This window comes from Amycolatopsis vastitatis (assembly GCF_002234595.1).
Classification (GTDB): Bacteria; Actinomycetota; Actinomycetes; order Mycobacteriales; family Pseudonocardiaceae; genus Amycolatopsis; species Amycolatopsis vastitatis.
Genome location: NZ_NMUL01000005.1, coordinates 383,053 through 408,865, shown reverse-complemented (window position 1 = coordinate 408,865; position 25,813 = coordinate 383,053). Strand labels below are relative to the sequence as shown.

The following is a 25,813-nucleotide window of genomic DNA, read 5'->3' as shown; positions in this document are numbered from 1 at the left end:
GCTCGTAATCCGAACGAGACCTGCTCGGTCCAGCGAGCGGTGTGATTCCAGCGCTAACCGGTCGACCCGCGGGCGCTCTCCCGGTCTTGGTCTCGGGGGGTCCGGCAGCAGTGTTCGAGCCACAAACCCGCTGCTACCAGGGCCGCGGCGGACACCACGCCGACCACCGCGGCGCGGGTGTCGAGCACCGCCGCGACGAGTTCGTCACGTCGCGGAAAAAGATAGGCGAGCGCGGCCAGCCAGGCGCCCGCCATGAACGCTCCGGCGAGTGACGACGCCTTGGCGAGGGCGACCGATCGGGCGACCCCGATCGCGGCAACGACGCGGCCGCTCTTGATCCGCGAGCGGATGGAGAACGCGAGGACGGCCTCGATCACCGCCAGGACGGCGAAGGTGACGCCGGCGAGCAGCGGCAGCTGCGGCAGCGAGCCGTAGGCGGCCAGGAAGAGCAGGTAGCCGAGGACCAGGCCGAGCAGCCCGGCCACCACCAGGTCTCGAGGCCGGGTGAAGTGCATGTCCCAACCGTACCGTGCAGTAACGTTGCGGGCTCCGCCCCGGGCCGGGGGCTCCGCCACCCGGGCTTCCTCAAGTACGGTTGACTCTCCACCGACTGGAGAGTTCATCATGCGTCTTGTGGGCTCCACCGCGACCTTCACCATCGGCGAGCTGTCCCGGCGGACCGGCCTGCCGGTCAAGACGATCCGCTTCTACTCGGACGAGGGCCTCCTGCCACCGACCGAGCGGACCGACGCCGGCTACCGGCTCTACGACGCGGCGGCGATGGCCCGCCTGGAGCTGGTCCGCACGCTGCGCGAGCTGGGCCTCGGCCTCGCCGACGTCTCCGCCGCCCTGAGCCAGTCGACGACCGTCGGCGAGCTGGCGACCCGGCACGTCGAGGCGCTCGACGAGCAGATCCGGCGGCTGCGGCTGCGCCGGGCGGTGCTGCGCGCGGTGGCCAAACGTGATTCCGAGCTGGAGGAAGTGAAGCTGATGAACCGTCTCGCGTCGATGTCCGACGAGGAGCGCAAGCGGCTGGTCGACGAGTTCTGGGACGAGATGGTCGCGGGGCTCGACGTGGACCAGGAGTTCTACCGCCGGATGCGCTCGTGCAAGCCGGAGCTGCCCGACGACCCGTCGCCCGAGCAGCTCGAAGCCTGGATCGAATTCGCCGAACTGATCCAGGACCCGGACTTCCGGGCCCTGATCCGCGGCATGAGCGAGACGCAGGCGCAGCAGATCGAGGACGGCGAGTTCCAGCAGCCGGCGGAGGCCTGGCGGGAGAACTGGACGGCGTGGATCGCCCGCGCCCAAGAGGCTCTGGACTCCGGAGAAAACCCGACGTCACCGACGGGGCAAACGCTTGCGGCGGAGATCGCGGCGGCGTCGGCACGGCCGGACCAGGACGCGGCCTCCCCGGAGTTCCGCCGCGAACTGGCCGATCGCTTCGCCTCGGGCGGCGACCCGCGTTCCGAGCGCTACTGGCAGCTGCTGGCGACCATCAACGGCTGGCCGCCGGTCCCGACGACGCAGCCCGCCGTCGGTTTCATGATCGCGGCCCTGCGCGGCTGAGGACTTGCCTGTCGCCGAGTTGGGACAGCAACTCGGCGATCGGCGAGCGACCAGGGGTTGACTTTTGTCAGCTCAGCGTGAGCTCGGTACGCCGGACGGTGGCGATCTCGTCCGCCGGCCGCGCGGCGAGCAGCGTGGCGATCGGGCCGTGGCCCGGCAGCACCGCGTCCGGCTCGATCTCCGCCCACGGCACCAGCACGCTGGCGCGCTCCGGCGTCCCCGGGTGCGGCAGCAGCAGCTCCGGGTCTTCCGACGTCACGCCGTCCACCGTGACCACGTCGACGTCCAGGGTTCGCGGGCCCCAGCGCAGCTCGCGAACCCGCCCGGCGGCCTGTTCGGCGGCCTGGCCGGTGCGCAGCCACGCCCAGTGGTCCCGCGCCGGATCGTCGACGACGCACACGGCGTTGAGGAAGTCCGGCTGGTCCTCGACACCCCAGGCCCTGGTCTCGTACACGCTCGACACGGCGACCAGCGCGGGCCGCACGGCGTCCAGGGCCAGCTTCAGGAACCCGAGCCGGTCGCCCAGGTTGGAGCCGAGCGAAAGCACCGCCCGGCTCATCGGTCCCGCCGCACGGTCACCGCGACGTCGTCGAAGGTCAGCGGGATCGGCGCCGACGGCTTGTGCACCGTCACCTCGACCGCGCTCAGGCGTTCGTCGCGCATGACCTCGTCGGCGATCTTGCCCGCGACACTCTCGATGAGGTCGTACGGCTCGCCCGCGACGATCCCGGCCGCCAGCTCGGCCAGCTCGCCGTAGTGCAGGGTCTTGGTCAGGTCGTCCGACGCGGCGGCCGGCCCGAGGTCGAGCCACACCGTGACGTCGACGACGAACTCCTGGCCGTCCCGCTTCTCGTGCTCGAACACGCCGTGGCGGCCGAACACGCGCAGGCCGGTCAGCGTGATCCGGTCAGCCATCCGTCCTCCAGGCGGCGGCCACCGCGACCGCGTCCAGCGAAGCCCCGACCTCGTGCACCCGCACGCCCCACGCCCCGGCGGCGGCGGCGAGCGCGGAGATCGCGGCGGTGGCGTCCTCACGGCCGTCCGGCGGCCGCGGCGTACCGTCCTTTTCGGACAGAAGGTGGCCGAGGAACCGTTTGCGCGAAGCGCCGACGAGCACCGGGAAACCCAGCGAAAGCAACGAATCCAGGCCGCGAAGCAAAGCCCAGTCGTGCTCGGCGTTCTTCGCGAAGCCGAGCCCCGGGTCCAGCACGATCGCGCTCTCGGCCACGCCCGCCGCGATCGCTTCGTCCACTCTGGACAGCAGCTCGGCGCGGACGTCAGCCACCACGTCCTCGTACTTCGCGAGCGCCTGCATGTCCTTGCTGTGCCCCCGCCAGTGCATCAGCACCCACGGCACCCCGGCGTCGGCGGCGACCCGCGCCATGTCCGGGTCGGCGAGACCACCCGAGACGTCGTTGACGACGTGCGCCCCGGCTTCGAGCGCCGCGGCGGCGACGGCCGCACGCGTGGTGTCGACCGACAACGCGACCCCTTCGGCGGCAAGGGTCTTGATCACCGGCAGGACACGCTGCAGTTCGGTGTCCGCGTCCACCCGGGACGCCCCGGGCCGCGTCGACTCACCACCGACGTCGATCAGGTCGGCACCGCGTGCCCACATCGCGCGGGCGTGCTCCAGCGCCTGGTCGAGCCCGAGGTAGCGGCCACCGTCCGAAAAGGAATCCGGCGTCACGTTCAGCACGCCCATGACAACGCACCGGCCGGGCGTGGGAAGCCCGATGCTCACCGGCGCGCCTTGATGAGATCGAGCGCCTCCGCCCGCGACGACGGCGAGTTCTTGAGCTGCCCGCGGACGGCCGAGGTGGTGGTGCGGGCGCCGGGCTTCCGGATGCCGCGCATGGCCATGCAGAGATGCTCGGCCTCGATCACGACGATGACACCGCGCGGCTCGAGCTTGCGGACCATGGCGTCGGCGACCTGGGAGGTCAGGCGTTCCTGGACCTGAGGGCGCTTGGCGTAGAGGTCGACCAGGCGAGCGAGCTTCGAGAGCCCGGTGACCTTCCCGGCGGCGTTCGGGATGTACCCGACGTGTGCGACGCCGTGGAAAGGCACCAGGTGGTGTTCACACACGCTGAACATCGGGATGTCCGTGACCAGCACCAGCTCTTCGTGAGCCTCGTCGAACGTCCGGTCCAGCACCGTGTCGGGCTCGGTGTACAGGCCCGCGAACATCTCGCGGTACGCGCGGGCCACCCGGGCGGGGGTCTCCTTGAGACCGTCCCGCTCCGGGTTTTCGCCACACGCCAGGAGGAGCTCGCGGATCGCCTTCTCCGCCCGGTCGAAATCGAAGACCGGGCGGTCGGCGTCACTGGGGCTTGTCTGGTCCATCCACGTCACGACGCTCCCCCTCGCTCTGCTGGTTGCCGGCTTGGTCGGCGAACCAGCCGTGCTCACGAGGGCGTTCGTCACCACCGGGCCGCCACGACTGGCCCGGCTGACCGCCCGGCGAAGTCGCGGGCGTCCAGCCCGGAGGGGCACCGTAGTTCGGCGGGCCGCTCTGGCCCGCCGGGCCGCCCGGCTGCTGGCCGCCGTAGTTCTGCGGCCAGTGCGCCGTGCCGTTGGGACCACCGTTCGGGCCGCCGTAGGGACGGCCGCCGTTCGGGTAGGCACCCGGCGGGGCGTACGGGTTCGCGTTCGGGTCGACCGGAGACGGCGACGGGTACGGCGGACCGCCCGGCAGGTCGCCCGCGCCCTGGGCCGTGCCGACCGGGGTCGGTTCCGGCTTCAGGACCGGCTTCTCCTTCTCCGGCGGCGGCCACGGCTCGCCGCGCTCCATCGCCAGCTCGCCCGGGGTCTTGATCGGCGGCTTGTCCGACGGCGTCCGCTCACCGAACTCGTTGAACACGGTGATGTGCGGGCGCTTCTCGACCGTCGCGAAGATCCGCTCCAGGTCCTTGCGGGTCAGCGTCTCCTTCTCCAGGAGCTCGATGACCAGCTCGTCGAGCACGTCGCGGTAGGTGTTGAGCACGTGCCACGCCTCGGTGTGCGCCGTCTCGATGAGCTTGCGCACCTCCTCGTCGATCTCGTGCGCCACCTCGAGCGAGTAGTCCGCCTGCCGTCCGGCCGACCGGCCGAGGAACGGGTCGCCCTGTTCCTGGCCGTACTTGACCGCGCCGAGGCGGGCGCTCATGCCGTACTCGGTGACCATCGCGCGGGCGATCTTCGTCGCCTGCTCGATGTCCGACGACGCGCCGGTGGTGGGCTCGTGGAAGACGAGCTCCTCCGCCGTGCGGCCACCCATCGCGAAGACCAGCCGCCCGATCATCTCGGAACGGGTCATCAGGTCCTTGTCGTCCTCGGGGACGAGCAGCGCGTGCCCGCCCGTGCGGCCGCGCGGCAGGATCGTCAGCTTGTAGACCGGTTCGATGTCCGGCATCGCCCACGCGGCGAGCGCGTGCCCACCTTCGTGGTAGGCCGTGATCTTCTTCTCCTTCTCGGAGATGATCCGGCTCTTGCGCGCCGGGCCGCCGACAACGCGGTCGACCGACTCCTCCAGCGCCACGTCGGTGATCACGTGCCCGTTCTGGCGGGCGGTGAGCAGCGCGGCCTCGTTGAGCACGTTCGCCAGGTCGGCGCCGGACATGCCGACGGTCCGCTTGGCCAGGCTGGTCAGGTCCGTGCCCTGGGCGATCGGCTTGCCCTTGGCGTGCACCTCGAGGATCGCCTTACGGCCGCGCAGGTCGGGCGCGGACACCGGGATCTGCCGGTCGAACCGGCCGGGGCGCAGCAGCGCCGGGTCGAGGATGTCGGGCCGGTTCGTCGCCGCGATCAGGATGATGCCGCCGCGGGCGTCGAAGCCGTCCATCTCGACGAGCAGCTGGTTCAGCGTCTGCTCGCGCTCGTCGTGCCCGCCGCCGAGGCCGGCGCCGCGCTGGCGGCCGACCGCGTCGATCTCGTCGACGAAGATGATGCACGGCGCGTTCTGCTTGGCCTGTTCGAACAGGTCACGCACACGCGAGGCACCGACACCGACGAACATCTCGACGAAGTCCGAGCCGGAGATCGTGTAGAACGGCACGCCCGCCTCGCCGGCGACGGCCCGCGCGAGCAGCGTCTTGCCGGTACCCGGCGGCCCGTAGAGCAGCACGCCCTTCGGGATCTTCGCGCCGAGCGCCTGATATCGCGCCGGGTTCTGCAGGAAGTCCTTGATCTCGTACAGCTCTTCGACGGCCTCGTCGGCGCCCGCGACGTCCCCGAAGGTCGTCTTGGGCATGTCCTTGTTCAGCTGCTTGGCCTTGGACTTGCCGAAGTTGAGGACGCGGTTGCCGCCGCCCTGCGCGTTGTTCATCATCCACATCAGCAGGCCCAGGACGAGGGCGAGCGGGATGGCGAAGATGAGGATCTGCGTCAGCACGCCCTGCTGGGTCACCTTGGTGGTGAACTTGATCGGCTGGCCACCGGTCTTCGCCGCGATCAACGAGTCGTAGATCGGGCGGGTGGCGTCCGAGGGGTACTGCGAAATGATCTGGGTGACCTGCTGGCCGTCCACGTCGATGGGCTTGGACAGCAGCAGCTTGAGCTGCTGTTCCTTGTCCTCGAGGCTGGCTTCCTTGACGTTGTTCGAGGAGATCTGGGAGTTCGCCACCGAGATGGGTGCCTGGGTGTACCCACGATCACTGTCGAAGATCGTGTTGTACGCGAACAACGCCAGCAACCCCGCGACGATCCACAGCAGTGGGTTCCTGAGCACGCTCTTCCGGTTCATACGACTCGGCCCTGGTGGCCTCGACCCTCCCTGGTTGGGCGGCTCCTGTGATACCCGCCATCACGATCTTGACAACCACTGGTGCCTGGACACCTGCCCATCAGGGTACCGTCCGCTGCCGCGTTCATCCCCTGTGAGCCTCTCGCAGGTCAACGGGCGATACCGCCCCCGGGTTCCCGGCCGGTGTCATCGCCGGTCAACTTGACGCGTGCCATCGGACACACTGCTCACCATCTCGCCCAGCCGGGTCCGCAACGTCGCCGCGTCGGCGGGGGCGACCGTGACCCACTCGCGGCCGTCCGTACCTGCGCGGGAGAGGCTCAGGTAGCGCCCGGTGGCGGTGTCGAACCAGGCCAGCACGCGGGACCGTTGCTTGGCCCCGACCTGCGAACGGCTGTTCGCTGCCAGCTGACCGCCGCGCAGCCGCGGCTGGCCGGCGATGCGGCCGTAGGCCTCGCGCGGATCGGCCGTGACGCGCTCGCTCAGCGGTGTCCGGCGCGCCTTGCCCCGCCGTTTGTCTTCTTCCTCACCCGCCGCCGGCAGCGGCACGGGCACCCGGATCGGTGCCGTGCGCAGGGCGTCGTCCAGCGGAAGTGTGACCGACGCCTCGCTGCCGCGGGGCCCGGCGGGCAGCACCCCGATGACCGAGGACACCAGGGCGTCCGGCGGGACGTCCCGCAGCCAGATGCCGTCGGCGTCCTGGATCGCGAGCACGCCCTTGGTGTCGTCGGCCGCCGCCAGCACACCCACGGTGGGCGCCTCGAACTGCGGGATGTGCAGTGCGTCGATGGTCAGCGGGGCGAAGGCCAGCAGGTTCAGGGCATCCTCGATCGGCGGCGCGAGCCTGCCGCGCGGCTCCCGGATGCCACGGGCCTTCAGCTCGACGTCGGCGCGGTGGCGCAGCGAGACGCGCTCGTTCTCGGTCGCGCCGTGCGACCGGACGATCAGCGGATAGGGCAGCTCCCCGACCTGCGCCGACTCCCATAGGAAGTCGAACGCCAGTGGCGAGAAGAACTCTTGCATCACTACTCTCCCGGATCGGACTCTTGCTCAGCGTAGCCCGCACCACCGACAAAACGGGACGGTCGCCTGAGCACACTCGGAGAAGCCGGAGCCTCGATCCTGCCAAAGGTCACACGGTGCTGGTCTGCGCGGCTCCCGCCAGCATCTCGCCGAGGCGGTGACGCAGCGTGGCCGCGTCGGCGGGGGCGACGGTGATCCAGTCCCGGCCGTCGCGGCCGCGGCTGGCCTGGGTGAAGTAGCGGCCGGTCTCCGTGTCGAACCAGCTCAGCACCGGCGTGCGCGTCCGCCCGCCCACCCGGTTGCGGGCGTTGGCGCCGATCTGGCCACCACGCAGCCGCGGCTGGGCGTGCAGCCTGGCCAGCGCCTTGCGGTCCTCGTCGGCCGAAGCACGCTCGTCGCCGTTGCCGCGGCGCTGCAGGAAGTCGACGCCGTGCGGGCCGACCAGCTGCTCCAGCGGCACTGTGACCGACTTCTCACTGCCGCGCGGAGCTCCCGGAAGCAGCGAGACGATCGCGCTCGCGAGCCCGTCCACCGGACACGGCTGCAGGTGCAGGCCGCGGGTGTCCTGCACGGCCAGCAGCCCCTGGCCGCCCAGCACGCCGGCGATGGCGAGCAGCGGTTCGGCGTCCGGGGCGATCAGCTGGACGGCGTCCAGGCTCAGTTCGGGGCTCGCCAGCACGCCGAAGTAGTCCTCGAGGTGCGGCTCGGGACGGCCGCGGCCGTCGGCGAGCCCGCGCGCGGCCAGGTCTTCCAGGACCCGGCGGCGCAGCATCGACCGTTCGTCGACGGTCTCGCCGTGTGAGCGGACGCGCAGCGGGTACGGCAGCTCGCCCAGCCCGGCGGACTCCCACAGGAAGTCCACCTCGACCGGGGTGAGCAGCTCAGCGGTCGGCATCGAGCCACCCCCAGTGAAGGACGAGCCGGGCGCGCGGTGCGCGCCCGGCTGCGGGTCAGCGGTCTTCGTCGTCCTCGGACCACGCGCCGATGACCGGCGGCGGGGTCGCCTGGTTCGCGCCGAAGGCCTCGTCCGGGTCCGCCTCGATGAGGAAGGACGCGTGCGTGTGCTCCTCGTCCTGCTCCGCGTGGGCGCCGTGCGGGGCCATGCCGCCCATGCCGCCCATGCCCGGGCTCATCGGCGGCGGGGTCTGCCCGCCGATGGTGCCCGCCGGCGAGACGACACCCTGCTGCGGCGCCTGAGCCGACGCGGCGCTCTGCCCCTGGCCTTCGGCCGACGCGAGAGTCGTGTCGTTCTCGGCCTTCGCGCCGGACTTGCTGCCGGAGCCCAGCGCCCGCGACGCCAGCGCGCCGAGACCACCGGCGAGGCCGCCGATGCCGAGGCCCATGCCCACCTTGCCGAGCGGGTTGCCGCCGCCGGACTGCGCCCCGCCCGGGGCGACCTGGCCGGTGCCGGTGCCGGTACCGACGCCGGTACCGGTGCCCGCGGCCGTGCCGCCCGGCGCGTCGCTGCCGAGCGCGGCGGCGGCCTCGTGCCCGAAGCCCGCGGTGCCGTGAGCCGCGTTCGGGCCGACCGCCGCGTGCTGCGCGCCGAACGCGCCGCCCTGGCCGCCGAAGCCCGTGCCGCCGGAAGCGAAGACCGCGCCACCCGCGCCGCCGGGCAGGCTCTGCACCTGGCCCGCGCTGCCGACGGAGCCGATCGAGGAGAACGAAACGGAGTTGTGCGAAGCGGTCGGCTGCATGCCGAGCGACTCCGGGCCGAAGCTCGGGGTCGAGCTGTCGACCTCGCTCATCGCCTTGGTGTAGGCGTTGAAGAACGCGACCTGCTGCGCCTTGACGTCGTTGGCCGCGTCCGCCTGAGCCTTCTGGTCGGCGATCAGCGCTGCCGGGCCGCCGGCCAGCGCCGCGGCCATGGCCTGCTTCGGGTCGTAGTCCTTCGGGGCGGGCATCTTCTTGACCTCGGCGGCCGCCGCGGCCTGCCGGGCGAGCCGGTCGGACATCGTGTGCGCGGCCTCGGACGCCTGCGAACCGGAGTTGGCGATGGCCACCAGCGAGCCCTGCGCGCCCGCGGCACCCTGGCCGACCCACGCGTTGCCCAGCTCGGCGATCGCGTTGTACAGGTGGTCGGACGCCTGCTTCAGCTCGCTGCCGTGGTGCGCCCAGGCGTGCCCGGTCGCCTCGGCCGTGCCGGGGTCGTTGTTGTTGACCGCGCCGTTGTACAGCTGCTGGCTCGCCTGCGCGTTCCAGTTCGGCGGGTTGGCGATCGCGCGGTCGCTGCCCATGTCGAAGCCGTCGGAACGGCCGCGGGCGTCGGCGACGATGTTCTGCGACGCCGAGTTGTCGCCGAGCTGGACGACCGAGCCCGGGTTGCCGGTCGACGGCTGGTCGCTGTGGTTCGGAGCCATGACTACGAGTTCCCCTCTGGACTCAGGCGTTGCGGAACGGGTCGGCGGCCGCCTGGTCGATCTCGTGGTACCGGGACATCGCCGTGACGATGCCCTCCTCGGCGGCGGAGTACTGGTCGAGCAGGTTCTGCAGCGCGGCGGCGTAGGAGTCGTTCCCGCCGTCCGCGCGCTGGACGAACTTCGCCGCCATCGCGTTGCCGACCGGGTTGTCACCGAGCTTCGGCGGCTGGGCCAGGGTGCCCGCGCCGGCGAGCAGGGCCTCGACCGCGTCCTTGCCGGTGCGGATCTTGTTCAGCACGGCCTGCGCGGCGTCGGGGTCGATCCCGACCTGACCCGCCGCGGCCGCGGCCTTGAAGGCGTTCGCGTCGGCGGCGCTGCTGTTCCCCATCTGACTCTCTCCCGTTCCCCCGACCCGGTTCACCGCGGGCACGACTGGTCTTCGCATAGGTTAACGCACGTGATCAGAGCCTATGACGCAATCGGCGAAGCCGGGGTTCCGCAAATCCGGTAGTTGCGCCGAACGGTCGGGTCAAGACGTGTAGACCCGCGGATCGAGGGTGCCGATGTAGGGCAGGTCCCGGTACCGCTCGGCGTAGTCGAGGCCGTAGCCGACGACGAACTCGTTGGGGATGTCGAAGCCGATGTACTTGACCGGCACGTCCACCTTCACCGCTTCCGGCTTGCGCAGCAGCGAAACGACCTCGAGCGACGCGGGGTTGCGGCTCGCGAGGTTCTTCAGCAGCCACGACAGCGTCAGGCCGGAGTCGACGATGTCCTCGACGATCAGGACGTCCCGGCCCGCGATGTCGCGGTCGAGGTCCTTGAGGATCCGCACGACGCCGGACGACGAGGTCGCCGATCCGTACGAAGAGACGGCCATGAATTCCAGCTGCGTCGGCAGCGGCAGCGCGCGGGCGAAGTCGGTCATGAACATGACCGCGCCCTTCAGGACACCCACCAGCAGGAGTTCGCCCTGCCCGTTGGGCGGATAGTCGGCGGCGATCTGCTCCGCCAACTCCGCGATCTTGTCCTTGATCTGCTGCTCGGTGACGAGCACGGAGGCGATTTCGCCCTCGTACACGGGTCATTCCCCTCGGGTGGTGGGTTGGGAGATGACGCAGAGCCTGCCATGCGCCCGGCGCGCTTCCAAGTTGCCCGGCAGCCAGACGCCGCCCTGTCCACGCCACCGGGCGACGAGCGCGTCGACCGCGCGGAGGTGCGCGTCAGTGAGTTCGCGCACCTCCGATGCCAGCAGCCACCTGCGGAGAACCCGCCGCCGGACCGCCGGCGGCTCCGCCGCGAGGATGGCCACATCCAGCCCATCGGGGCCGCCCGCCCGGGTGAAGATCTCCTCCGCCACTGTGTCCAATGCCTCGTTGTCCTCGCGCAGCTGCGCGGCCGTGCGGGCGAGCGCGGCCGCCACCCCGCCGTTGAGGACGTCTTCCAGCAACGGCAGCACTTCGGTGCGCAACCGGACGCGCGTGAAGCGCGGCTCGGCGTTGTGCGGGTCGTCCCACGGTTCGACGCCGAGCTCGGCACAGGCCGCCCGGGTGGTGGCGCGCGGGACGGCGAGCAGCGGACGGCCCCACGGCGGGTCGTGCGGCCGCATGCCGGCGACGCTGCGCGGGCCGGAGCCGCGGCCGAGCCCGAGCAGGACGGTTTCGGCCTGGTCGTCGAGGGTGTGCCCGAGCAGGACGAGGTCGTGGCCGGCCAGCGCCCGGTACCGGGCCTTGCGCGCGGCGGCTTCCGGGCCGCCCGGGCCGGTCACCTCGGCCTGGCGCACCTCGGCTTCGTCGGCGCCGAGGGCCTTCGCCGCGGCGGCGGCGTCACGCGCGATCTTCGCCGAGCCGTCCTGCAGCCCGTGGTCGACGACCAGGGCGCGGACGACGTGCCCGCGGCGGTGCCCGACGTACGCGGTGGCCTCGGCCAGCGCGAGGGAGTCGGCGCCGCCGGAGACCGCGACGCACAGCTCCGGCGGTGCGTCGACGGACTCCAGGAAGGCGCGGACGGCCCGGCGGACGGCCGCGACCGCCTGCCCGGTCATCCGTGCAGGCGCCGGACCCACGCCGCCGGATCGGAGATCTCGGCGCGCGACGGCAGGGTGTTCGGCGACCGCCAGACGGCGTTGAAGCCGTCCATGCCGACGGCGTCCACGACATGCTTCGTGAACTTCGCGCCTTCTTCGTACTGACGGATCTTCGCGTCGACGCCGAGCAGCGCGCGCAGCAGCCGGTCGAAGACGCCGCCGCCCTTGCGCCGGGCGGTGAACCGCGCGCGGATCTTGTCGACGCTCGGCACGACCTGCGGCCCGACAGCGTCCATCACGTAGTCGGCGTGCCCTTCCAGGAGCGTCGAAAGCGCCAGCAGCCGGTCGAACACCGCGCGTTCCTTCGGCGACTGGAGCAGCTCGGCGAGGTTCAGCTTCGGCCCCTGCTTGATCGCTTCGGGCAGTCTGCCGACCAGGTCGGCCAGGCTGTCGGTGCCTCCGCCCGCGAGGCCGGAGACCAGCCGCTCGACCTCGTCGGCGAAGTAGTCGCGCAGCCACCGGACCGCGGTGAACTGCAGCCGGTGGGTGCACTCGTGCAGGCAGACCCAGAGCCGGAAGTCGTGGCCGGGCACGTCCATCGCCTGCTCGGCGGCGACGACGTTCGGCGCGACCAGCAGCAGGCGGCCTTCCTTGTCGGGGCCGCCGAACGGGTCGTACTGGCCCAGCACGCGGCTGGCGAGGAACGCGAGCACCAGCCCGGTCTGCACCCCGGCGCCGCCGGCCAGGATCGGCCCCAGCGGCCCGCCCTGCTGCGGCAGCGCCCGCCCGGTCAGCGCGTCCAGGCCGGCCGCGGCGGAGCGCACCCAGCCGGGCCGGTCGACGACTTCACCGGGCAGCAGCGGCAGGTCGAGGCCCAGGTTCGTCAGCTGCCGCACGTGCCCCTCGGCCTCGACGGTCAGCTCGCGCAGGTCGGTGACGGCCGCTTCGGCCGCTTCGCGCGGGACTTGCGGACCACCGCGCACCAGCAACGCGCCGGTCTGCGCGGCGATCGCCCAGTCGACCATGGAGCGGGTCTGCGTTTCCTGACTCACCCTTCCGACGCTACCCGGCCCCGGCGGGTTTCCGGCCACGATCTTCGTACGGTTCGGCGTCCTCCGGCTACGTACAGCCGCACTTGCGCAGGCTGGTCGCGAGGGCGTCGACGCCGTCGCGGGCGGGTTCCTGGTCGGCGCCGTTGGACATGAACGCGAACACCAGCACCCGGCCGTCCTGGTCGAGGACCAGCCCGGCGAGGGTGGTCACCGCGGTGAGCGCGCCCGTCTTGGCACGCACCCAGCCGCGGCCGGCCTGCGACGCCGGCGTGTCGAACCGCTTGTCGGCGAGCGTGCCGGAGCCGCCGGCCACCGGGAGGCCCGCCAGCAGCGGGCGCAGCTTCGCCGTGCCCGGGTTCTTGCCCTCCGGCGCCGCCGCGGCCGCCAGGATCTGGACCAGTGCGCGCGCCGAAATCTTGTTCTCCTTCGAGATGCCGCTGCCGTCGGACAGCTTCACGCCGGAGACGTCGAAGCTGTGGTCCTTCAGCACCTTGAGGGTCGCCGCGGCGCCGCCGGCGAAGCTCGCCTCCTGCCCGTTGGCCAGCGCGACCTGCCGCGCCAGCGCCTCGGCGAGGACGTCGTCGGACAGCTCCATCATGTCGGCGACGAGTTCGGTCAGCGGGGCCGACTTGACCTCGGCGAGCACCTTGGCGTCCTTCGGCGCGGTCGCCTGACCGCCGGCCGAGGCGCTGAGCTTCGACGCGATCGTCCCCGCGAGCGCGGTGCCCGCGTTGGCGATGCGCTGGGAGCCGTTGTTCTTCGCGTCCGTGCGGCCGGCGTCGGCCATCACCGACGAGATCTGCGTGGCGAACGTGGACGGCGCGTCGCCCGGGTCCCAGCCCGGCGCGGTCGTCGCGCCCTTGAACAGGCTCAGGTCGACCTGCACCTTCTTGACGCCCGGGTGGGCCTTCTTCACCTGCGCGACGAGGTCGTCGACGTGCGCGGCGCCCGGGTACAGCGGCGAATCGGTGCCGATCGGCAGCGCGGTGAGGGTGGGGTCGCCGCCGCCGACGAGGATCACCGTGCCCGGGTCGGCACCCTGGACGATCTTCGTCGAAAACCGCGTGTTCGGGTCCATCGAGAGCAGCGCGGCCGCGCCCGTGAGCACCTTCGTCGTCGATGCGGGCGTCACCGCCGACGACGCGTTGCGGTCCCAGAGCACGGTCCCGGTCGCCGGGTCGATCACACTGCCGGTGAGCTGCGCAAGCGCGCTGTTCCCGGCTGCCGACGCGAGCGCGGCCTTGACGCCGTTCGCGGTCGGCGCCGACCCGGCGGTCGCCGGACCCTGCAGCTGGCGCGTCGCCGCGACCGGCTCGGGCATGTCCCCCTTGGGCGCGTTCGGCGCCCACGGCAGGCCCAGCCGGTTCGAGACCTTCGGCGTCGACGCGGCGTAGCCGGCTCCGGCCAGGAGCAGCAGGACGACCACGACGAGCGCGATCACCTTGCCCTTGCGCCGTTTCTTCGGCGGCTCGGCGGACGACGCCTGGGCCGCGGGCGGGGACGGCGGCTCGGCGGGCGGCTCGGGCCGGGGCTGATCGCCGCGGGGCGGCTCGGTCCGGGGCTGGGGTTGCTGCTGGAAGGCGCCGGGGAACTGCGTGGGCCGCTCGATCCCGACGGTCGCCTCGGCGTCGAACCGCTGCCCGTCCGGCTCGATCCGCTGCGGCCGGGCCAGCGACCCGGCGGACGCCGACGGCACCACGCCGCGCGGCGGCTCCGGCGGCAGCACGGGACGGCGGTCGCCCGGTTCGGCGGTGCGGTCGTCCCGCACTTCGAGGCGCTGGGCCCAGGGCGCGTCGGGGAGTTGCTCCGTTCGCTGCCGCGCGTCGGCGCTCTGGCTCTCTCCGCGGCTCAGCTGCTCTTCGCGGCGCTGTTGCTCGTCACGCCACAACTGCAGCTCTTCACGCCACGGCTGCTGCGGCTCCTCGCGGCGCTCCTGCTGCTCGTCGGGCCGGACGTCGCGCTCGACCGGCACCAGCGGCGCCTTCTTGACCTCGATGTACTGGGTGCTCTCCCCGGCCGACGACGGCGCGGCCGGCTTCTGCTCGGGCTGCTCGACCTGGATGTACTGGGTGCCTTCTTCAGCGGGCTGCGCCTCAGCAGGCTCCTTCGCCGGGGCGACCGGCTTCTGCTCGGGCTGCTCCACCTGGATGTACTGGGTGCCCTCTTCGGCGAGCTCCGCCGGAGGCTCCTTCGCCACGGACGGCTCCTCCGCCACCGGGGACTCCTCCGCCACCGGGGACTCCTCCGCCGCCGGGGGCTCCTCCGCTACCGGCGACTGCTTCGGCTGGCGGCTGCCGAGCCGGTCGGCCAGGTCCTGCTTGGCCGGGGTCGGCGGCGGCGCGGGCTCCTCCTCCACCGGGGCGTTGAGCCCCGGGATCGGCTCGGGCGGGACGTTCGGCGCGAACCACGAGCCCTTCGGGGCCTCACTGCCTGTGACCTTGGGCACGCCCGGTTCGTTCCCGGTGCTCTTCGGCGAGTCGGGCAGGGACATCGGAGTGGTCTTCCGCGCGCCGGACGACGAGCGGTCTTCGTCCGACGAAGGCCACATCGGCTGGTCGTTTTCCGGCACCCACCACTCCTTCTCACCCGCCCCGGGAGGGGCCAAGCTCACATGCCGCGTGGCCGACATCGATGCGACCCCGACGCAGGGCGTAGTCCACACTAGGAGACGTCAAGACGGTCATGAAGGTTGCCGCCCGCGACGCGTGGCATGCCCGCAACCCAAAGAAGCAGTGAGGACAGGCGTGGAGTTCGACGTCACGATCGAGATCCCCAAAGGGGAGCGCAACAAGTACGAGGTCGACCACAAGACCGGCCGCATCAAGCTGGACCGGACCCTGTTCACGGCCACGCAGTACCCGGCCGACTACGGCTTCATCGACGACACCCTCGGCCAGGACGGCGACCCGCTCGACGTGATGGTGCTCGTCCAAGAGCCCACCTTCCCGGGCTGCCTGATCCGCTGCCGCGCGATCGGCATGTTCCGGATGACCGACGAGAAGGGCCCGGACGACAAGGTCATCGCCGTCCCGTCGAACGACCCGCGCCTCGAGCACCTGCGCGACATCCACCACATGAACGAGTTCCACCGGCTGGAGATCCAGCACTTCTTCGAGGTCTACAAGGACCTCGAGCCGGGCAAGAGCGTCGAAGGCTCGAGCTGGGTCGGCCGCACCGAGGCCGAGGCCGAGATCGCCCGCTCGTACGAGCGCGAGACCGACCGCCTGGCCAAGGACGCGGCCAACGGCGGCGCGGCCCACTAGCCCGCACGCGAAAGGCCCCTCGGGAAGCTTCCCGAGGGGCCTTTTTCACGCGGTCAGTGCGCCAGGGCGAGGGCCGGCGCGGCGTCCGCTTCGGCGTCCGCGCGCTGCTCCATCGCCGACTTGTCCGACAGCGGCTTCTCCTTGAGGAACCACACCAGCGCGAAGCCGACGGTCAGCACGATCCCGCCGACCAGGAACACCGTGCTCATCGACTCGGCGAAGCCCTGCAGGATCGGCCGGGCCAGCGTCGGGTCGAGCGTCGACAGGAACGACGTGTCGTTGACGTCGAGGCCGCCCTGCATCTGCTTCGCGAACTCCGGGTGCTGCGCCAGCGCCGCCGTGTAGGCCGGCGTGGTCATCGCCGAGCGGATGGCGTTCGCGATCCGGTCGCCGACCGTGCCGAAGAGGATCGACAGGAACACCGCGGTGCCCGCCGTGCCACCGATCTGCCGGAAGAACGTCGCCGCCGAGGTGGCGACGCCGATGTCCTGCGGGCGGACGTCGTTGGTCGCGGCCAGCACCAGCGTCTGCATCGAGGCGCCGAGGCCCAGGCCGATCACGAAGGCGATCACCATGACGAAGGCCAGCGAGGTGTCGACGGTGATCGTCGACAGCGCGAACAGCGCCGCCGCCATCAGGCCGATCCCGGCCACCGCGAACATCTTGTACCGGCCGGTCCGGGAGATCACCGCGCCACTGCCCATGCTCGCGACCATGATGCCCAGCGTCAGCGGGAGCATCTGCAGGCCCGCTTGGGTCGGCGTCGCGCCCTTGACGATCTGCAGGTACAGCGGCAGCGACATCATCGCGCCGAACATCCCGGCGCCCTGCACGACCGTGACGATCGTCGACATCCGGAAGACCGGCCGGTTGAACAGGCGCAGCGGCAGCAGGGCGGCGTCGCCCATCCGGCGTTCGATCCAGACGAAGGCGGTCACGCCCAGCGCGCCGACGACGTACATCGCGATTGAAGCGGCGGAACCCCAGCCCCACTCGCGGCCCTGCTCGGCGACGATCAGCAGCGGCACCAGGCCGGTGGCCAGCGCCACGGCACCCCAGTAGTCGACCTTCTGGTCCACGCGGCTGTGCGGGAGGTTCAGCACCTTCGTGACGACGACCAGCGCGGCCAGCGCGATCGGGACGTTGACGAGGAAGACCCAGCGCCAGCCGGTGATGCCGGCGAAGGTGTCGATGCCGGCGAAGAACCCGCCGACGACCGGGCCCGCGACGCTCGAGATGCCGAACACCGCCATGAAGTAGCCCTGGTACTTGCTGCGCTCGCGCGGCGCGGTGATGTCGGTGATGATCGCCAGCGCGAGGGACATCAGGCCACCGGCGCCGAGGCCCTGGAAGGCGCGGAACGCGGCGAGCTCGTACATCGACGTCGCCATGCCGCTGGCCAGCGAGCCGACCAGGAACAGCGAGATCGCCGTCAGGTACATGGGCTTGCGGCCGTAGAGGTCGGACAGCTTGCCGTACAGCGGCGTCGACAGGGTCGCGGTGATCAGGTACGCCGTGGTGGCCCAGGCCTGCAGGGACAGGCCGTGGAGCTCGTCGGCGATGGTGCGCATCGACGACGACACGATGGTCTGGTCGAGCGCGGCGAGGAACATGCCGAGCATCAGCCCGGACAGCACGGTCAGGATCTGGCGGTGAGTCAGTTTGCCGTTCGTAGCGGCTGCTCCTTCCGCCGTGGTGGTGTCGCTCATGGTGGTCTCCCTCGGAAGCCTTCGTGGCAGTTGCTTGTACCGCTCAACTACTTGTCTGAGCCAAGTATTCCTCGGGAAGCTTGTATGGTGCAATCAAATTTTCTGTGAGCCCGGTCTCCCTCCCCGCTTGACGGCCCGCGCGACCACGGTGACCTCGGCGGATGGCACGTCGAGGCTGGTCACGAAGGCGTAGAGGTCGCTCGTGTCCCGGCACCACACGGCGGCCATCAGGTTCGTGACGCCGGTGGTGGCGAGGGTCCCGTGCACCGCCGGGTGCTTCGCCAGCACCTGCCCGGCCTCGTCGAGCCGGCCGGGCGGGACGGTCATCCAGACGTTGGCGTCGACCGCCAGGCCGAGCGCGCGGACGTCGATGTTCGCGTACGTGCGAATACGACCGGCCGCGGTCAGCCGGTCGAGGCGGCGGCGAACGGTGGATTCCGGCGCCTCCGCGGCCAGCTCGCCCGGCCCGAGCCGCGCGTCGACCGCCAGCCGCGCCAGGAGCCGACGGTCGAGCTCGTCCAGGGTGAGGTCTTCACCGGGTGGCGCCGGGGTGAGCGCGGCGACCTCCTCGGCGGTGAGCAAGCCGGTGCGCCACTGCGTCGCATCGGAGAAGACGTGCAGGATCGAGTGCGCGCGCAGTTCGGTGACCGCGGACGTCGACGGCAGCGCGTCGTGCACCAACCGGCCGTCGAGCCCGCCGAGCGCGACGGCGCTGATCTCCTCACCGCCGGCGAGGATGTCGACGAACAGGACGTCGTCGCGCTTGGCCAGGCCTTCGGCGATCACCGGCGTCCGGCCGCGAAGGACTTTGACCCGCAACAGCATCGCGCCACGCAGGCCGTGTGCCGGATTCGGGACGTTGACGACGGCCAGCCGGCCGTCGGCGGTGAGCCGCGCGATGACGCGGGTGACGGTCCGCGGCGAGAGATCGAGGACTTCGGCGATCCGCCCCGGCCCCGCGCGGCCGTCGAGCTGGAGCGCCGAGACGACCCGCTGTTCGTTTTCGGTCAGCAGCTGCATTGCGTAGTCCACTTCCGCTCACCCCGTCGGGCTGGAGTACCCGCGTCAGCCGGCCCAGCCTAATCCTGGGCACATGCTGAACTCTGTGATCGACATCGTGGAAACCCTGGCCGGCGGCGTCCGCGCGCCTGCCCGGCCGCCCGCTTCGTTCGAGGAGCTCGCCGCGGCCTTCTCGGCGATCGACGACCCACTGGCCGCCGGTTTCCGCGCCGCGCTCACCGAGCTGCGGCCCGGAGCGGCGTGGGCGGACGAGTTCGACGACCTGCCCGGCGGCGAGGTCTGGGTGGTGGACGCGCTGGACGGCGCCGTCCAGCTGCTCCAAGGCCTCCCGCAGTACTGCCTCACCGTGACGCTGGTGCGCGACGGCGAACCGGAACTGGCCGTGCTGCATTCGCCGTGGCTCGGGGAGACTTACGCGGCGCTGCGCGGCGAAGGCGCCCGGCGGAACGGCGAGCGGATCGAGCCGTCACGGAAGAAGTCCCTGGACGCGGCCGTCGCGGCCACCAGCCAGCCGCCGTTCGTCGGGAAGCAGCCGGGCGTCGCGGAAGCGGCCGGGCGGTCGCTGACCGCGGTGCTCGGCGAAGTCGCGGCGGTGCGAAACCTCGGGCCGACGTCGTGGCAGGTCGCCGACGTCGCCGCCGGGCGCCTGGACCTGTTCTGGCAGTACGGCCGCGACGCGACCAACCTGGCCGGAGCCGCGCTGATCGCGCGTGAGGCCGGCGCGGTCGTCACCACCGCCGGCGGCGCCCCGTGGACGCCGTCGGCCGGCAGCTTCGTCGCGACCGCGCCGGCCCTGCACGCACTGGTGCTCGACGCGCTGGGTCAGGCGGAGTAGCCGGGGATCGGGAACGGCTCGAGGAACTCGCGGATCTCCGCGGCGATCGTGTCCAGCACGGCTTCGTCGTCGGCGGCCGCCGCGGTGATCGTGCGGTCGATCCACGCCGCCACCTCGACCTGGTGCTCCGGCCGGAGGCCGCGGGTGGTGATCGCGGACGTGCCGAGCCGGATGCCGGACGGGTCGAACGGCTTGCGCGGGTCGAACGGCACCGTGTTGTAGTTCAGCTCGATGCCCGCGCGGTCGAGGGCCTGCGCGGCCGGCTTGCCCGCGACGCCCTTGTTCGTCAGGTCGATCAGCAGCAGGTGGTTGTCGGTGCCGCCGGACACGAGGTCGTAGCCGCAGGCCAGCAGCGCGTCGGCCAGCGCGCGGGCGTTCGCGACGATCCGGTGCGCGTACTCGCTGAACGACGGCTGCTGCGCCTCGTGCAGCGCGACCGCGATCGCGGCGGTCGTGTGGTTGTGCGGCCCGCCCTGCAGGCCGGGGAACACCGCCTTGTCGACGGCCTTCGCGTGCTCGGCGTCCGAAAGGATCATCGCGCCACGCGGGCCGCGCAGGGTCTTGTGCGTCGTCGTCGTGATCACCTGCGCGTGCCCGACCGGCGACGGGTGCGCGCCGCCCGCGACCAGCCCGGCGATGTGCGCGATGTCGGCGACGAGCACCGCGTCCACCTCGGCGGCGATCTCGGCGAACGCCGGGAAATCGATCGTCCGCGGGATCGCCGTGCCGCCGGCGAAGATCAGCTTCGGCCGGTGCTGGCGAGCGAGGTCGCGCACCTGGTCGAGGTCGACGCGGCCGGTCTCCTTGGCGACGCCGTAGCGCACCGGCGTGAACCACTTGCCGGTCGCGGACACGCCCCACCCGTGCGTGAGGTGGCCACCGTCCGGCAGCGCCATGCCGAGCACGTTGTCACCCGGCTGCGCGAAGGCGAGGTAGGCGGCCAGGTTCGCCGGCGACCCGGAGTACGGCTGGACGTTCGCGTGGTCGGCGCCGAACACGGCCTTCGCCCGGTCGATGGCGAGCTGCTCGACCTGGTCGATGAACTGCTGGCCTTCGTAGTACCGCTTGCCCGCGTAGCCCTCGGAGTACTTGTTGGTGAGGACAGTGCCGGTCGCTTCGAGCACGGCCTGCGAGACGTAGTTTTCCGAAGCGATCAGGCGGATCTTGTCGTGCTGTCGCTGGGCTTCGCCCTCGACGAGCCCGGCGATGGCGGGATCGGCGGCGGCGAGTGCGTTCAGTTTCGGCTGGTGTGTCATGGCGTACTCCGGCTCTGGAGTGGCCTTCACCCAGGCGCGCGGTGCCGGCCTCGTCGTCGCTTCCCGGTGGTGCTCCACCTCGATGGCGCCAGTCGCTGCTGCGGGGTGAAGCCTAGTCCACGAAGCTCGGACGTCGATGGACTCAACCCACGACGGCTACTCCCATCGAGCGAGCCGTGCCCGCGATCGTGCGCATCGCCGCCTCGACGTCGGAGGTGTTCAGGTCCGGCAGCTTGCGCTCGGCGATCCCGCGCAGCTGATCCTTGGTCAGCTTCCCGGCGACCTCGTGCCCGGGTCGCGCAGAACCCTTGTCCCCCAACGCTTTCTTGATGAGGAACGACGTCGGCGGCGTCTTGAGCCGGAGCGCGAACGAGCGGTCTTCGAACACCGAGACGACCACCGGGACGATGTCGCCGCGCTGGGCCGCCGTCGCCGCGTCGTAGGCCTTCTTGATCTCGACGAGGTTGACCCCGGTCTGTCCCAGCATCTTGCCGAGGTCGACGACCGGGGCGTTGCCCGCGGCGAGTTCCAGGGTGACCTGGTGAGTGAGTTTCTTCGGAGCCATGCCCCGAAGCTAGGGTCTCCAGCTACTGGAGGGTCAAACCGGTTTTGTTCCCGCGCGGTGTCGGCGCGCCAGCTCCTGGTAGATCGCCGCGTTGTGCTCGACCCACATCCGCGCCGAGTCGGTCAGCGGGACGAACTTCTTCGCCGGGCTGCCCATCGCGATCACCTCCGGCGGCACCTCCGTCGCCGGCGTGACCGTCGCCCCGGCCGCGACCAGCGCCCGCGCGCCGATCTTCGCCTTGTCGAGCACCGTCGAGCCGTTGCCGATCAGCGCCTGTTCCTCGATCGTGCAGTCGTGCACCAGGCACTGGTGGCCCACGGTGACGTTCTTGCCCACCTCGCAGACGCCGTCGTTGACGTGGATCACCGAGTTGTCCTGGATGTTGGCGCCCTCGCGGATGACGATCCGGCCGAAGTCGGCCCGGATCACCGCGCCGAACCAGATCGAGGCGTCCTTCTCGACGACGACGTCGCCGATGAGGGTGGCGGTGGGCGCGATCCACGCGTCCGGGTGGACCTGCGGGCTGAGCCCTTCGAACGAGAACAGAGGCATGCCCCGCACCCTAAACCGCGCAGGCCCCCTCCCCCGGTCCAACGGGGAAGGGGGCCGTTCGCGAGCCGCGCCGGTTGCTGGGGGTCAACCGGTGATCGCGGCGTTGATCAGGATGTCGACGGCCTGGTCGTTGCGCGTCGTCTGCGGCACGATCTGGGTGTCGCGCGGGTAGAAGCCCGGGCTGCTGCCCTTCGGGTACATCTCAAAGGTGAAGCTCCAGATCTTGTGCTGCGCCCACATCCAGTCGTTGACGCTGCCGTCGGTGATGTAGAGGTCGCTGGACTGCTCCGGCGTGTAGCCGTTGGTCGCGGCCATCTGCCTGCCGAGCGTCTGGAACTTCTGCGCCTCGGCCGCGGTCAGGCCCGGCGCGGTGTCGGCGTAGGTGTAGCCGAACGGCCAGAGCACCAGCTCGGAGTAGGTGTGGAAGTCGATGTGCGTCTTGATCTGCTGGACGCCGCCGACGACCCGCGAGTTCACCCAGTTCGAGACGGCGCGGGTCTCGGGTGCCGAGAACGCCGCCGTGCCGCGGTAGGTCTCGCTGGACGTCGAGCCCGACGAGCCGCCGCAGCAGCCCCACTTGTAGCCCCAGTTGCGGTTGGTGTCGGTGCCGGGGCCCTGGCGGTTCTTGCGCCAGCTGTGGAACGTGCCACCGGAGATGTCGTACTCGGAGCCGTCCGGGTTGACGCTCGGGATCACCCAGATCTCGGTGCTGTCGACGAGCCGCTTGATCGCGGGATCCGTCGCGTATCCGCTGGTCAGCCGCTGCACGATGTGCAGGCACATCTCGGTGGTGAGGTGCTCGCGCGCGTGCTGGTTGCAGGTGAAGAGGACCTCGGGCTCGTTCTCGTCAGTGGCGGCGTTGTCGCTGATCTTGATCAACGACAGGGCACGGCCTTCGTACGACGTGCCGGCGCTGCCGAGCTTGGCGAGCGACGGGTAGTTCGCGACGGTCTTCTGCAGCTCGGTCTGCGTCTCCGCGTAGGTGTGGTAGCCGGTGTAGCCGGCGGGGAAGTCCTCGACGGCCGCGGTGCCCTGCGGCCGGCTCACCGCACCGAGCGCCTTGACGCCGAAGCCGAGCGCGCGCAGCTGGGCCGCTTCGGCCGGGTTGGCGATCACGGTCGTCGTCGCGCCTTCGGCGTCGAGGATGTCCGCGCCGGTCCTCGCCACCTCGGTGCGCTGCTGGGCGGTACCCGTGCCGGTCACCTCGTACACCTGCGGTCCGCCGGGCTGGGCGGCCCCGGCCTGGCCGCCGGCGGTGAGCACCAAGAGGACGGCCGCGGCCGCTGCCATGCACGTTCGTGTGCGCATCACGTCTCCTGCTCTCGGGGGTCCTTCGACCTTGGCCGGAGCCGGACGGACCGCACAAGCCGTAGCAGTACGGATCTATTGGGCGTTTCTAGCCGTAGTCGGCGAAACAGAGCGCCTCGATGTCGGCACGCAGCGTGGCGAACGGCCGCGGGCGCACCCGCTGCTGAACGACCGTGCCCAGCAGGTAGGACAGCAGTGCGCGAGCCCGCGCCCGAGGGTCGTCGACGTCGAGCGGGGCGAGCAGCTCAGCGAGCAGTTCGGTGAGCGACGTGAGCATGACGTCGATGGCCTGCGGGTGCTGCGCCCGTCCGGCGGCGATCCAGTACTCGAACCAGAGGAAGGCGGCGTTCGGGTTCGCGGCGAAGACGCTCAGGTACTCCTCGAGGACGGCGAAGAGCCGCTCGCGGGGTTCGTCGTGCTCCGCGGCGACCTCGCGCAGACCCTCGGCGAAGGCGGTGATGTGCGCGGCCATCGCCCGGTCGATGAGGACGTCGATGTCGGCGAAGTAGTAGTGGATCGCGCTCTTGGTGAGCGGGCCGGCGTCGGCGATGGCCCGGACGGTGCAGCCGGCGAGCCCGTCGCGGGCGAGGACGACGCGGGCGGCTTCGACGATCTGTTCCTGCTTGGCCAGCTGGTTGGGTGAGAGCCGCTCGCTGCGACCGGGGACTGCGCTCACGGTGATTCTCGTTACCTTCTTCCTGGACGGCAGCCCCGAATCCTAGGGCAGACGTCCGATGGGTGACCTTCGGGTGAAAAACCGGATTGGCCACCCCGGTCCGGGCAGCGGACAATGCCCGGCATGGTGATCTCAGGGGACAAGGGGCTCAGCCCGGCTGCGCGCAGCCAGTTGGAGAAGGAAATCGCGAACTTGCGCGCGCAGCGGGAAGCTCTGGCGCCGCAGCCCGGTGAACAGGAACGCACCGGCGACGCGGCGGACCAGGCGGACGTGATCGACCGGGCGGAAGCGGCCGCCCGGCTGGACCGCCAGATCGCCGACCTGGCCGCGAAGATGGAACACGGTGGTTACGGCAACGCGCAGCTCCCGGACGGCACGGTCGTCTCCCTGCGCTTCGCCGACGGAGACGAAGAGACGTTCCAGGTGGTGACGGTCCCCGGCGAGGACGCGGACGCGATCACCTCGGACAGCCCGCTGGGCCTGGCCCTGGTCGGCGCCAAGGCGGGCGACGAGATCACCTACCGAACCCCCCGAGGCGACGCGAAGGCCACGGTGGTGAAGCTGACCCCGCCCCAGTAGCCCCCAGCCGTCCGAAGGGCCCCCGGCGTGTCGTCACCGGGGGCCCTTTGCCGACCCCGTACGGGTGGTTCTGAACGCCGGATTCGCGGGCCGCGGATGTGATAGACAGGCGGGGTGCCGAGATCCACTGCGTTCCTGGAGATCCTGTGAACGACGACGTGTCGCGGAACCTCGTCGTCTTCCGCCTGAAGGGATTCGACGAACCGGTACTGGCCAGCGCACCGACACAGGCCGATGACGCCGTCGAACAGGCGTGGGCGAGCGTCCGGCAGCAGCACAAGGTGCGCGGGTCCGCGGTTTTGGCCGTTTACAGCGAATGGCAGCCATCCGAGGCCGACCGGAAGTTCATGGCCAAGCACTTCCGCAAGGCGGAGTGCACATACAGTTTCGCCCGCCCCGCCCCCGGCGAGTGGGAGCGCGCGTTCGCCGAAGCCCGCGCCGTGATGGCCGAAACCCACGAAGCCCGGCAGTCCTCCGAGGAAGTGCTCCCGGTGTTGTGGTGCACGTCCTCACCGAGCGCCGCCCTGCTCGACGCACTCCCGCACCAGCCCCTGGTACCGGGCCGGCTGTTGGTAGCGCTCGCGGTGGTGTCGCGGACCCCGCAGGGCAAGATCGGAATGCAGCACATCACCCGGCACCAGCACGAGCAGATGGGCGCGCCCCCGCTCGAGGACCTGTTCGACGTCGGGTACCAGAGCCTGACGCGGGGGCTGAAGTTCGAAGTCCGCGGTTCGGGTCCGGATGTCCTCGTGTCGGTAGTCAGGGAGAACCTGATGGCGGCGTCGGTGCTGGCCCTGCCGGACCTGTACGCCCAGCTGTCCCAGCACCTCGGCACGGGCGACCTGCTGGTCGGCTTGCCCTGCCCGGACGAGATGTACGTCGCCAGGGCGGAATCCGAGCTGGCGGACACCATCCGGGAGCAGGTGCTCGGTTCGCCGTACGAGACCACGGAGCTGGTCCCGTCGGTGCTGCGCCTCGGCCCCCGCGGTTTGGAACTACTCGCCGAACGCGGCTGAGCCGTCTGACGTCGAGTCGGGCGCAACCGCAGCGAGATGCCCAACCCAGCCACGACGGGGGCCGGGGGCAGAGCCCCGGGCGGGGTGTGGGGCGGAGCCCCACAGGACACGCGAGACAAGAAAAGGCCCGCGCCCTCCGCGGGCACGGGCCTTCAAATCTTGTCGAGCCGCCTAGGGGAATCGAGCTCCTGCCCTATTTCATTACGAGCGGAATTCGTCACTTTTTGACCTTGGTCGCAGGGCTCTGACCTGCACGTCCACGGTCCCCGAACGTCCGTGTA

26 protein-coding genes are annotated in these 25,813 nt (G+C 71.2%); 5 read left to right on the top strand and 21 right to left on the bottom strand.

Annotated features, from left to right (window positions below; translation table 11 throughout):
• Positions 1-53: 53 nt before the first annotated feature.
• Entirely contained in the window at positions 54-515 is a 462-nt protein-coding gene (locus CF165_RS05595) for a DUF3180 domain-containing protein (RefSeq protein WP_093946303.1), read from the bottom strand.
• 118 nt (positions 516-633) lie between these two features.
• Between CF165_RS05595 and CF165_RS05590 the strand changes: the two genes are divergently transcribed.
• Entirely contained in the window at positions 634-1,569 is a 936-nt protein-coding gene (locus tag CF165_RS05590; RefSeq protein ID WP_093946302.1) for a helix-turn-helix domain-containing protein, read from the top strand.
• Between the two features lie 67 nt (positions 1,570-1,636).
• Here the strand turns inward: CF165_RS05590 and folK are convergent, their stop codons facing one another.
• From folK to dacB, 13 genes are all read right to left on the bottom strand, one after another.
• Complete coding sequence (gene folK / locus CF165_RS05585) at positions 1,637-2,128, bottom strand: 2-amino-4-hydroxy-6-hydroxymethyldihydropteridine diphosphokinase (protein WP_093946301.1); 492 nt, start codon at positions 2,126-2,128, stop codon at positions 1,637-1,639.
• Positions 2,125-2,484: a dihydroneopterin aldolase gene (folB, locus tag CF165_RS05580; protein WP_093946300.1), complete on the bottom strand. Its 360-nt coding sequence runs from the start codon at positions 2,482-2,484 to the stop codon at positions 2,125-2,127. The genes folK and folB overlap by 4 nt, the downstream gene beginning before the upstream one ends.
• Positions 2,477-3,274 carry a dihydropteroate synthase gene (folP, locus tag CF165_RS05575; protein WP_093946299.1) on the bottom strand — a complete coding sequence of 266 codons (798 nt, stop codon included), beginning with the start codon at positions 3,272-3,274 and terminating at the stop codon, positions 2,477-2,479. Before folP ends, folB begins: the two co-directional genes overlap by 8 nt.
• 35 nt (positions 3,275-3,309) lie before the next feature.
• Positions 3,310-3,915, bottom strand: coding sequence for a GTP cyclohydrolase I FolE (gene folE / locus CF165_RS05570; RefSeq protein ID WP_167441360.1), 606 nt, complete (start codon positions 3,913-3,915; stop codon positions 3,310-3,312).
• Positions 3,893-6,292 carry an ATP-dependent zinc metalloprotease FtsH gene (gene ftsH / locus CF165_RS05565; protein ID WP_093946297.1) on the bottom strand — a complete coding sequence of 800 codons (2,400 nt, stop codon included), beginning with the start codon at positions 6,290-6,292 and terminating at the stop codon, positions 3,893-3,895. Before ftsH ends, folE begins: the two co-directional genes overlap by 23 nt.
• Positions 6,293-6,478: 186 nt before the next feature.
• Positions 6,479-7,318 carry an ESX secretion-associated protein EspG gene (locus CF165_RS05560; RefSeq protein ID WP_093946296.1) on the bottom strand — a complete coding sequence of 280 codons (840 nt, stop codon included), beginning with the start codon at positions 7,316-7,318 and terminating at the stop codon, positions 6,479-6,481.
• Between the two features lie 106 nt (positions 7,319-7,424).
• Positions 7,425-8,210 carry an ESX secretion-associated protein EspG gene (locus CF165_RS05555; RefSeq protein ID WP_093946295.1) on the bottom strand — a complete coding sequence of 262 codons (786 nt, stop codon included), beginning with the start codon at positions 8,208-8,210 and terminating at the stop codon, positions 7,425-7,427.
• A gap of 55 nt (positions 8,211-8,265) precedes the next feature.
• Positions 8,266-9,675: a hypothetical protein gene (locus CF165_RS05550; protein WP_093946294.1), complete on the bottom strand. Its 1,410-nt coding sequence runs from the start codon at positions 9,673-9,675 to the stop codon at positions 8,266-8,268.
• Between the two features lie 22 nt (positions 9,676-9,697).
• Positions 9,698-10,063 carry a hypothetical protein gene (locus CF165_RS05545; RefSeq protein ID WP_093946293.1) on the bottom strand — a complete coding sequence of 122 codons (366 nt, stop codon included), beginning with the start codon at positions 10,061-10,063 and terminating at the stop codon, positions 9,698-9,700.
• Between the two features lie 141 nt (positions 10,064-10,204).
• Positions 10,205-10,756, bottom strand: coding sequence for a hypoxanthine phosphoribosyltransferase (gene hpt / locus CF165_RS05540; RefSeq protein WP_093946292.1), 552 nt, complete (start codon positions 10,754-10,756; stop codon positions 10,205-10,207).
• A 3-nt stretch (positions 10,757-10,759) separates the two neighbouring features.
• A complete protein-coding gene (gene tilS, locus CF165_RS05535) occupies positions 10,760-11,719 on the bottom strand; it encodes a tRNA lysidine(34) synthetase TilS (RefSeq protein WP_093946291.1) in 960 nt (319 codons plus the stop codon).
• Positions 11,716-12,726, bottom strand: a complete 1,011-nt coding sequence (locus CF165_RS05530; protein WP_093946290.1) for a zinc-dependent metalloprotease — start codon at positions 12,724-12,726, stop codon at positions 11,716-11,718. The genes tilS and CF165_RS05530 overlap by 4 nt, the downstream gene beginning before the upstream one ends.
• Before the next feature lie 94 nt (positions 12,727-12,820).
• Positions 12,821-15,322, bottom strand: coding sequence for a D-alanyl-D-alanine carboxypeptidase/D-alanyl-D-alanine endopeptidase (dacB, locus tag CF165_RS05525; protein WP_093946289.1), 2,502 nt, complete (start codon positions 15,320-15,322; stop codon positions 12,821-12,823).
• Positions 15,323-15,497: 175 nt separating this feature from the next.
• Here dacB and CF165_RS05520 point away from each other — a divergent pair, with 175 nt between their 5' ends.
• The gene (locus CF165_RS05520; RefSeq protein ID WP_093946288.1) at positions 15,498-16,016 is read left to right on the top strand and encodes an inorganic diphosphatase; all 519 of its coding nucleotides are present in this window, start codon (positions 15,498-15,500) and stop codon (positions 16,014-16,016) included.
• 53 nt (positions 16,017-16,069) lie between these two features.
• Here CF165_RS05520 and CF165_RS05515 read toward each other — a convergent pair whose 3' ends face one another.
• Together CF165_RS05515 and CF165_RS05510 are read right to left on the bottom strand one after the other, a co-directional pair.
• A complete protein-coding gene (locus CF165_RS05515) occupies positions 16,070-17,725 on the bottom strand; it encodes an MDR family MFS transporter (RefSeq protein WP_093946287.1) in 1,656 nt (551 codons plus the stop codon).
• 93 nt (positions 17,726-17,818) lie between these two features.
• Complete coding sequence (locus tag CF165_RS05510) at positions 17,819-18,757, bottom strand: Lrp/AsnC family transcriptional regulator (protein ID WP_240521467.1); 939 nt, start codon at positions 18,755-18,757, stop codon at positions 17,819-17,821.
• A 61-nt stretch (positions 18,758-18,818) separates the two neighbouring features.
• Between CF165_RS05510 and CF165_RS05505 the strand changes: the two genes are divergently transcribed.
• The gene (locus CF165_RS05505; protein WP_167441359.1) at positions 18,819-19,580 is read left to right on the top strand and encodes an inositol monophosphatase family protein; all 762 of its coding nucleotides are present in this window, start codon (positions 18,819-18,821) and stop codon (positions 19,578-19,580) included.
• On the opposite strand, the gene glyA is transcribed toward CF165_RS05505, so the two are convergent.
• The 5 genes from glyA to CF165_RS05480 form a co-directional block, all read right to left on the bottom strand.
• On the bottom strand, positions 19,568-20,836 hold the full coding sequence (gene glyA / locus CF165_RS05500) for a serine hydroxymethyltransferase (protein ID WP_093946284.1): 1,269 nt from the start codon (positions 20,834-20,836) through the stop codon (positions 19,568-19,570). The genes CF165_RS05505 and glyA overlap by 13 nt on opposite strands.
• A 142-nt stretch (positions 20,837-20,978) precedes the next feature.
• Entirely contained in the window at positions 20,979-21,401 is a 423-nt protein-coding gene (rplK, locus tag CF165_RS05495; protein ID WP_093946283.1) for a 50S ribosomal protein L11, read from the bottom strand.
• Between the two features lie 33 nt (positions 21,402-21,434).
• A complete protein-coding gene (locus CF165_RS05490) occupies positions 21,435-21,953 on the bottom strand; it encodes a gamma carbonic anhydrase family protein (protein ID WP_093946282.1) in 519 nt (172 codons plus the stop codon).
• An 84-nt stretch (positions 21,954-22,037) separates the two neighbouring features.
• A complete protein-coding gene (locus CF165_RS05485; protein ID WP_093946281.1) occupies positions 22,038-23,243 on the bottom strand; it encodes a M14 family metallopeptidase in 1,206 nt (401 codons plus the stop codon).
• Between the two features lie 106 nt (positions 23,244-23,349).
• The gene (locus CF165_RS05480; RefSeq protein WP_093946280.1) at positions 23,350-23,937 is read right to left on the bottom strand and encodes a TetR/AcrR family transcriptional regulator; all 588 of its coding nucleotides are present in this window, start codon (positions 23,935-23,937) and stop codon (positions 23,350-23,352) included.
• A 123-nt stretch (positions 23,938-24,060) separates the two neighbouring features.
• On the opposite strand from CF165_RS05480, the gene CF165_RS05475 reads away from it, so the two are divergent.
• Positions 24,061-24,516, top strand: coding sequence for a GreA/GreB family elongation factor (locus CF165_RS05475; protein WP_093946424.1), 456 nt, complete (start codon positions 24,061-24,063; stop codon positions 24,514-24,516).
• Positions 24,517-24,662: 146 nt separating this feature from the next.
• Positions 24,663-25,532, top strand: a complete 870-nt coding sequence (locus CF165_RS05470; RefSeq protein ID WP_093946279.1) for a hypothetical protein — start codon at positions 24,663-24,665, stop codon at positions 25,530-25,532.
• The last annotated feature ends 281 nt before the right edge of the window (positions 25,533-25,813 follow it).

Excerpts from the sequence above, each read along its gene's own strand:
- CF165_RS05595 (WP_093946303.1), bottom strand. The coding sequence starts at position 515 with ATGCACTTCACCCGGCCTCGAGACCTGGTGGTGGCCGGGCTGCTCGGC.
- folK (WP_093946301.1), bottom strand. The coding sequence starts at position 2,128 with ATGAGCCGGGCGGTGCTTTCGCTCGGCTCCAACCTGGGCGACCGGCTC.
- folB (WP_093946300.1), bottom strand. The coding sequence starts at position 2,484 with ATGGCTGACCGGATCACGCTGACCGGCCTGCGCGTGTTCGGCCGCCAC.
- folP (WP_093946299.1), bottom strand. The coding sequence starts at position 3,274 with ATGGGCGTGCTGAACGTGACGCCGGATTCCTTTTCGGACGGTGGCCGC.
- folE (WP_167441360.1), bottom strand. The coding sequence starts at position 3,915 with ATGGACCAGACAAGCCCCAGTGACGCCGACCGCCCGGTCTTCGATTTC.
- ftsH (WP_093946297.1), bottom strand. The coding sequence starts at position 6,292 with ATGAACCGGAAGAGCGTGCTCAGGAACCCACTGCTGTGGATCGTCGCG.
- CF165_RS05555 (WP_093946295.1), bottom strand. The coding sequence starts at position 8,210 with ATGCCGACCGCTGAGCTGCTCACCCCGGTCGAGGTGGACTTCCTGTGG.
- CF165_RS05550 (WP_093946294.1), bottom strand. The coding sequence starts at position 9,675 with ATGGCTCCGAACCACAGCGACCAGCCGTCGACCGGCAACCCGGGCTCG.
- CF165_RS05545 (WP_093946293.1), bottom strand. The coding sequence starts at position 10,063 with ATGGGGAACAGCAGCGCCGCCGACGCGAACGCCTTCAAGGCCGCGGCC.
- tilS (WP_093946291.1), bottom strand. The coding sequence starts at position 11,719 with ATGACCGGGCAGGCGGTCGCGGCCGTCCGCCGGGCCGTCCGCGCCTTC.
- CF165_RS05530 (WP_093946290.1), bottom strand. The coding sequence starts at position 12,726 with ATGGTCGACTGGGCGATCGCCGCGCAGACCGGCGCGTTGCTGGTGCGC.
- CF165_RS05515 (WP_093946287.1), bottom strand. The coding sequence starts at position 17,725 with ATGAGCGACACCACCACGGCGGAAGGAGCAGCCGCTACGAACGGCAAA.
- CF165_RS05505 (WP_167441359.1), top strand. The coding sequence starts at position 18,819 with ATGCTGAACTCTGTGATCGACATCGTGGAAACCCTGGCCGGCGGCGTC.
- glyA (WP_093946284.1), bottom strand. The coding sequence starts at position 20,836 with ATGACACACCAGCCGAAACTGAACGCACTCGCCGCCGCCGATCCCGCC.
- rplK (WP_093946283.1), bottom strand. The coding sequence starts at position 21,401 with ATGGCTCCGAAGAAACTCACTCACCAGGTCACCCTGGAACTCGCCGCG.
- CF165_RS05490 (WP_093946282.1), bottom strand. The coding sequence starts at position 21,953 with ATGCCTCTGTTCTCGTTCGAAGGGCTCAGCCCGCAGGTCCACCCGGAC.
- CF165_RS05485 (WP_093946281.1), bottom strand. The coding sequence starts at position 23,243 with ATGGCAGCGGCCGCGGCCGTCCTCTTGGTGCTCACCGCCGGCGGCCAG.
- CF165_RS05475 (WP_093946424.1), top strand. The coding sequence starts at position 24,061 with ATGGTGATCTCAGGGGACAAGGGGCTCAGCCCGGCTGCGCGCAGCCAG.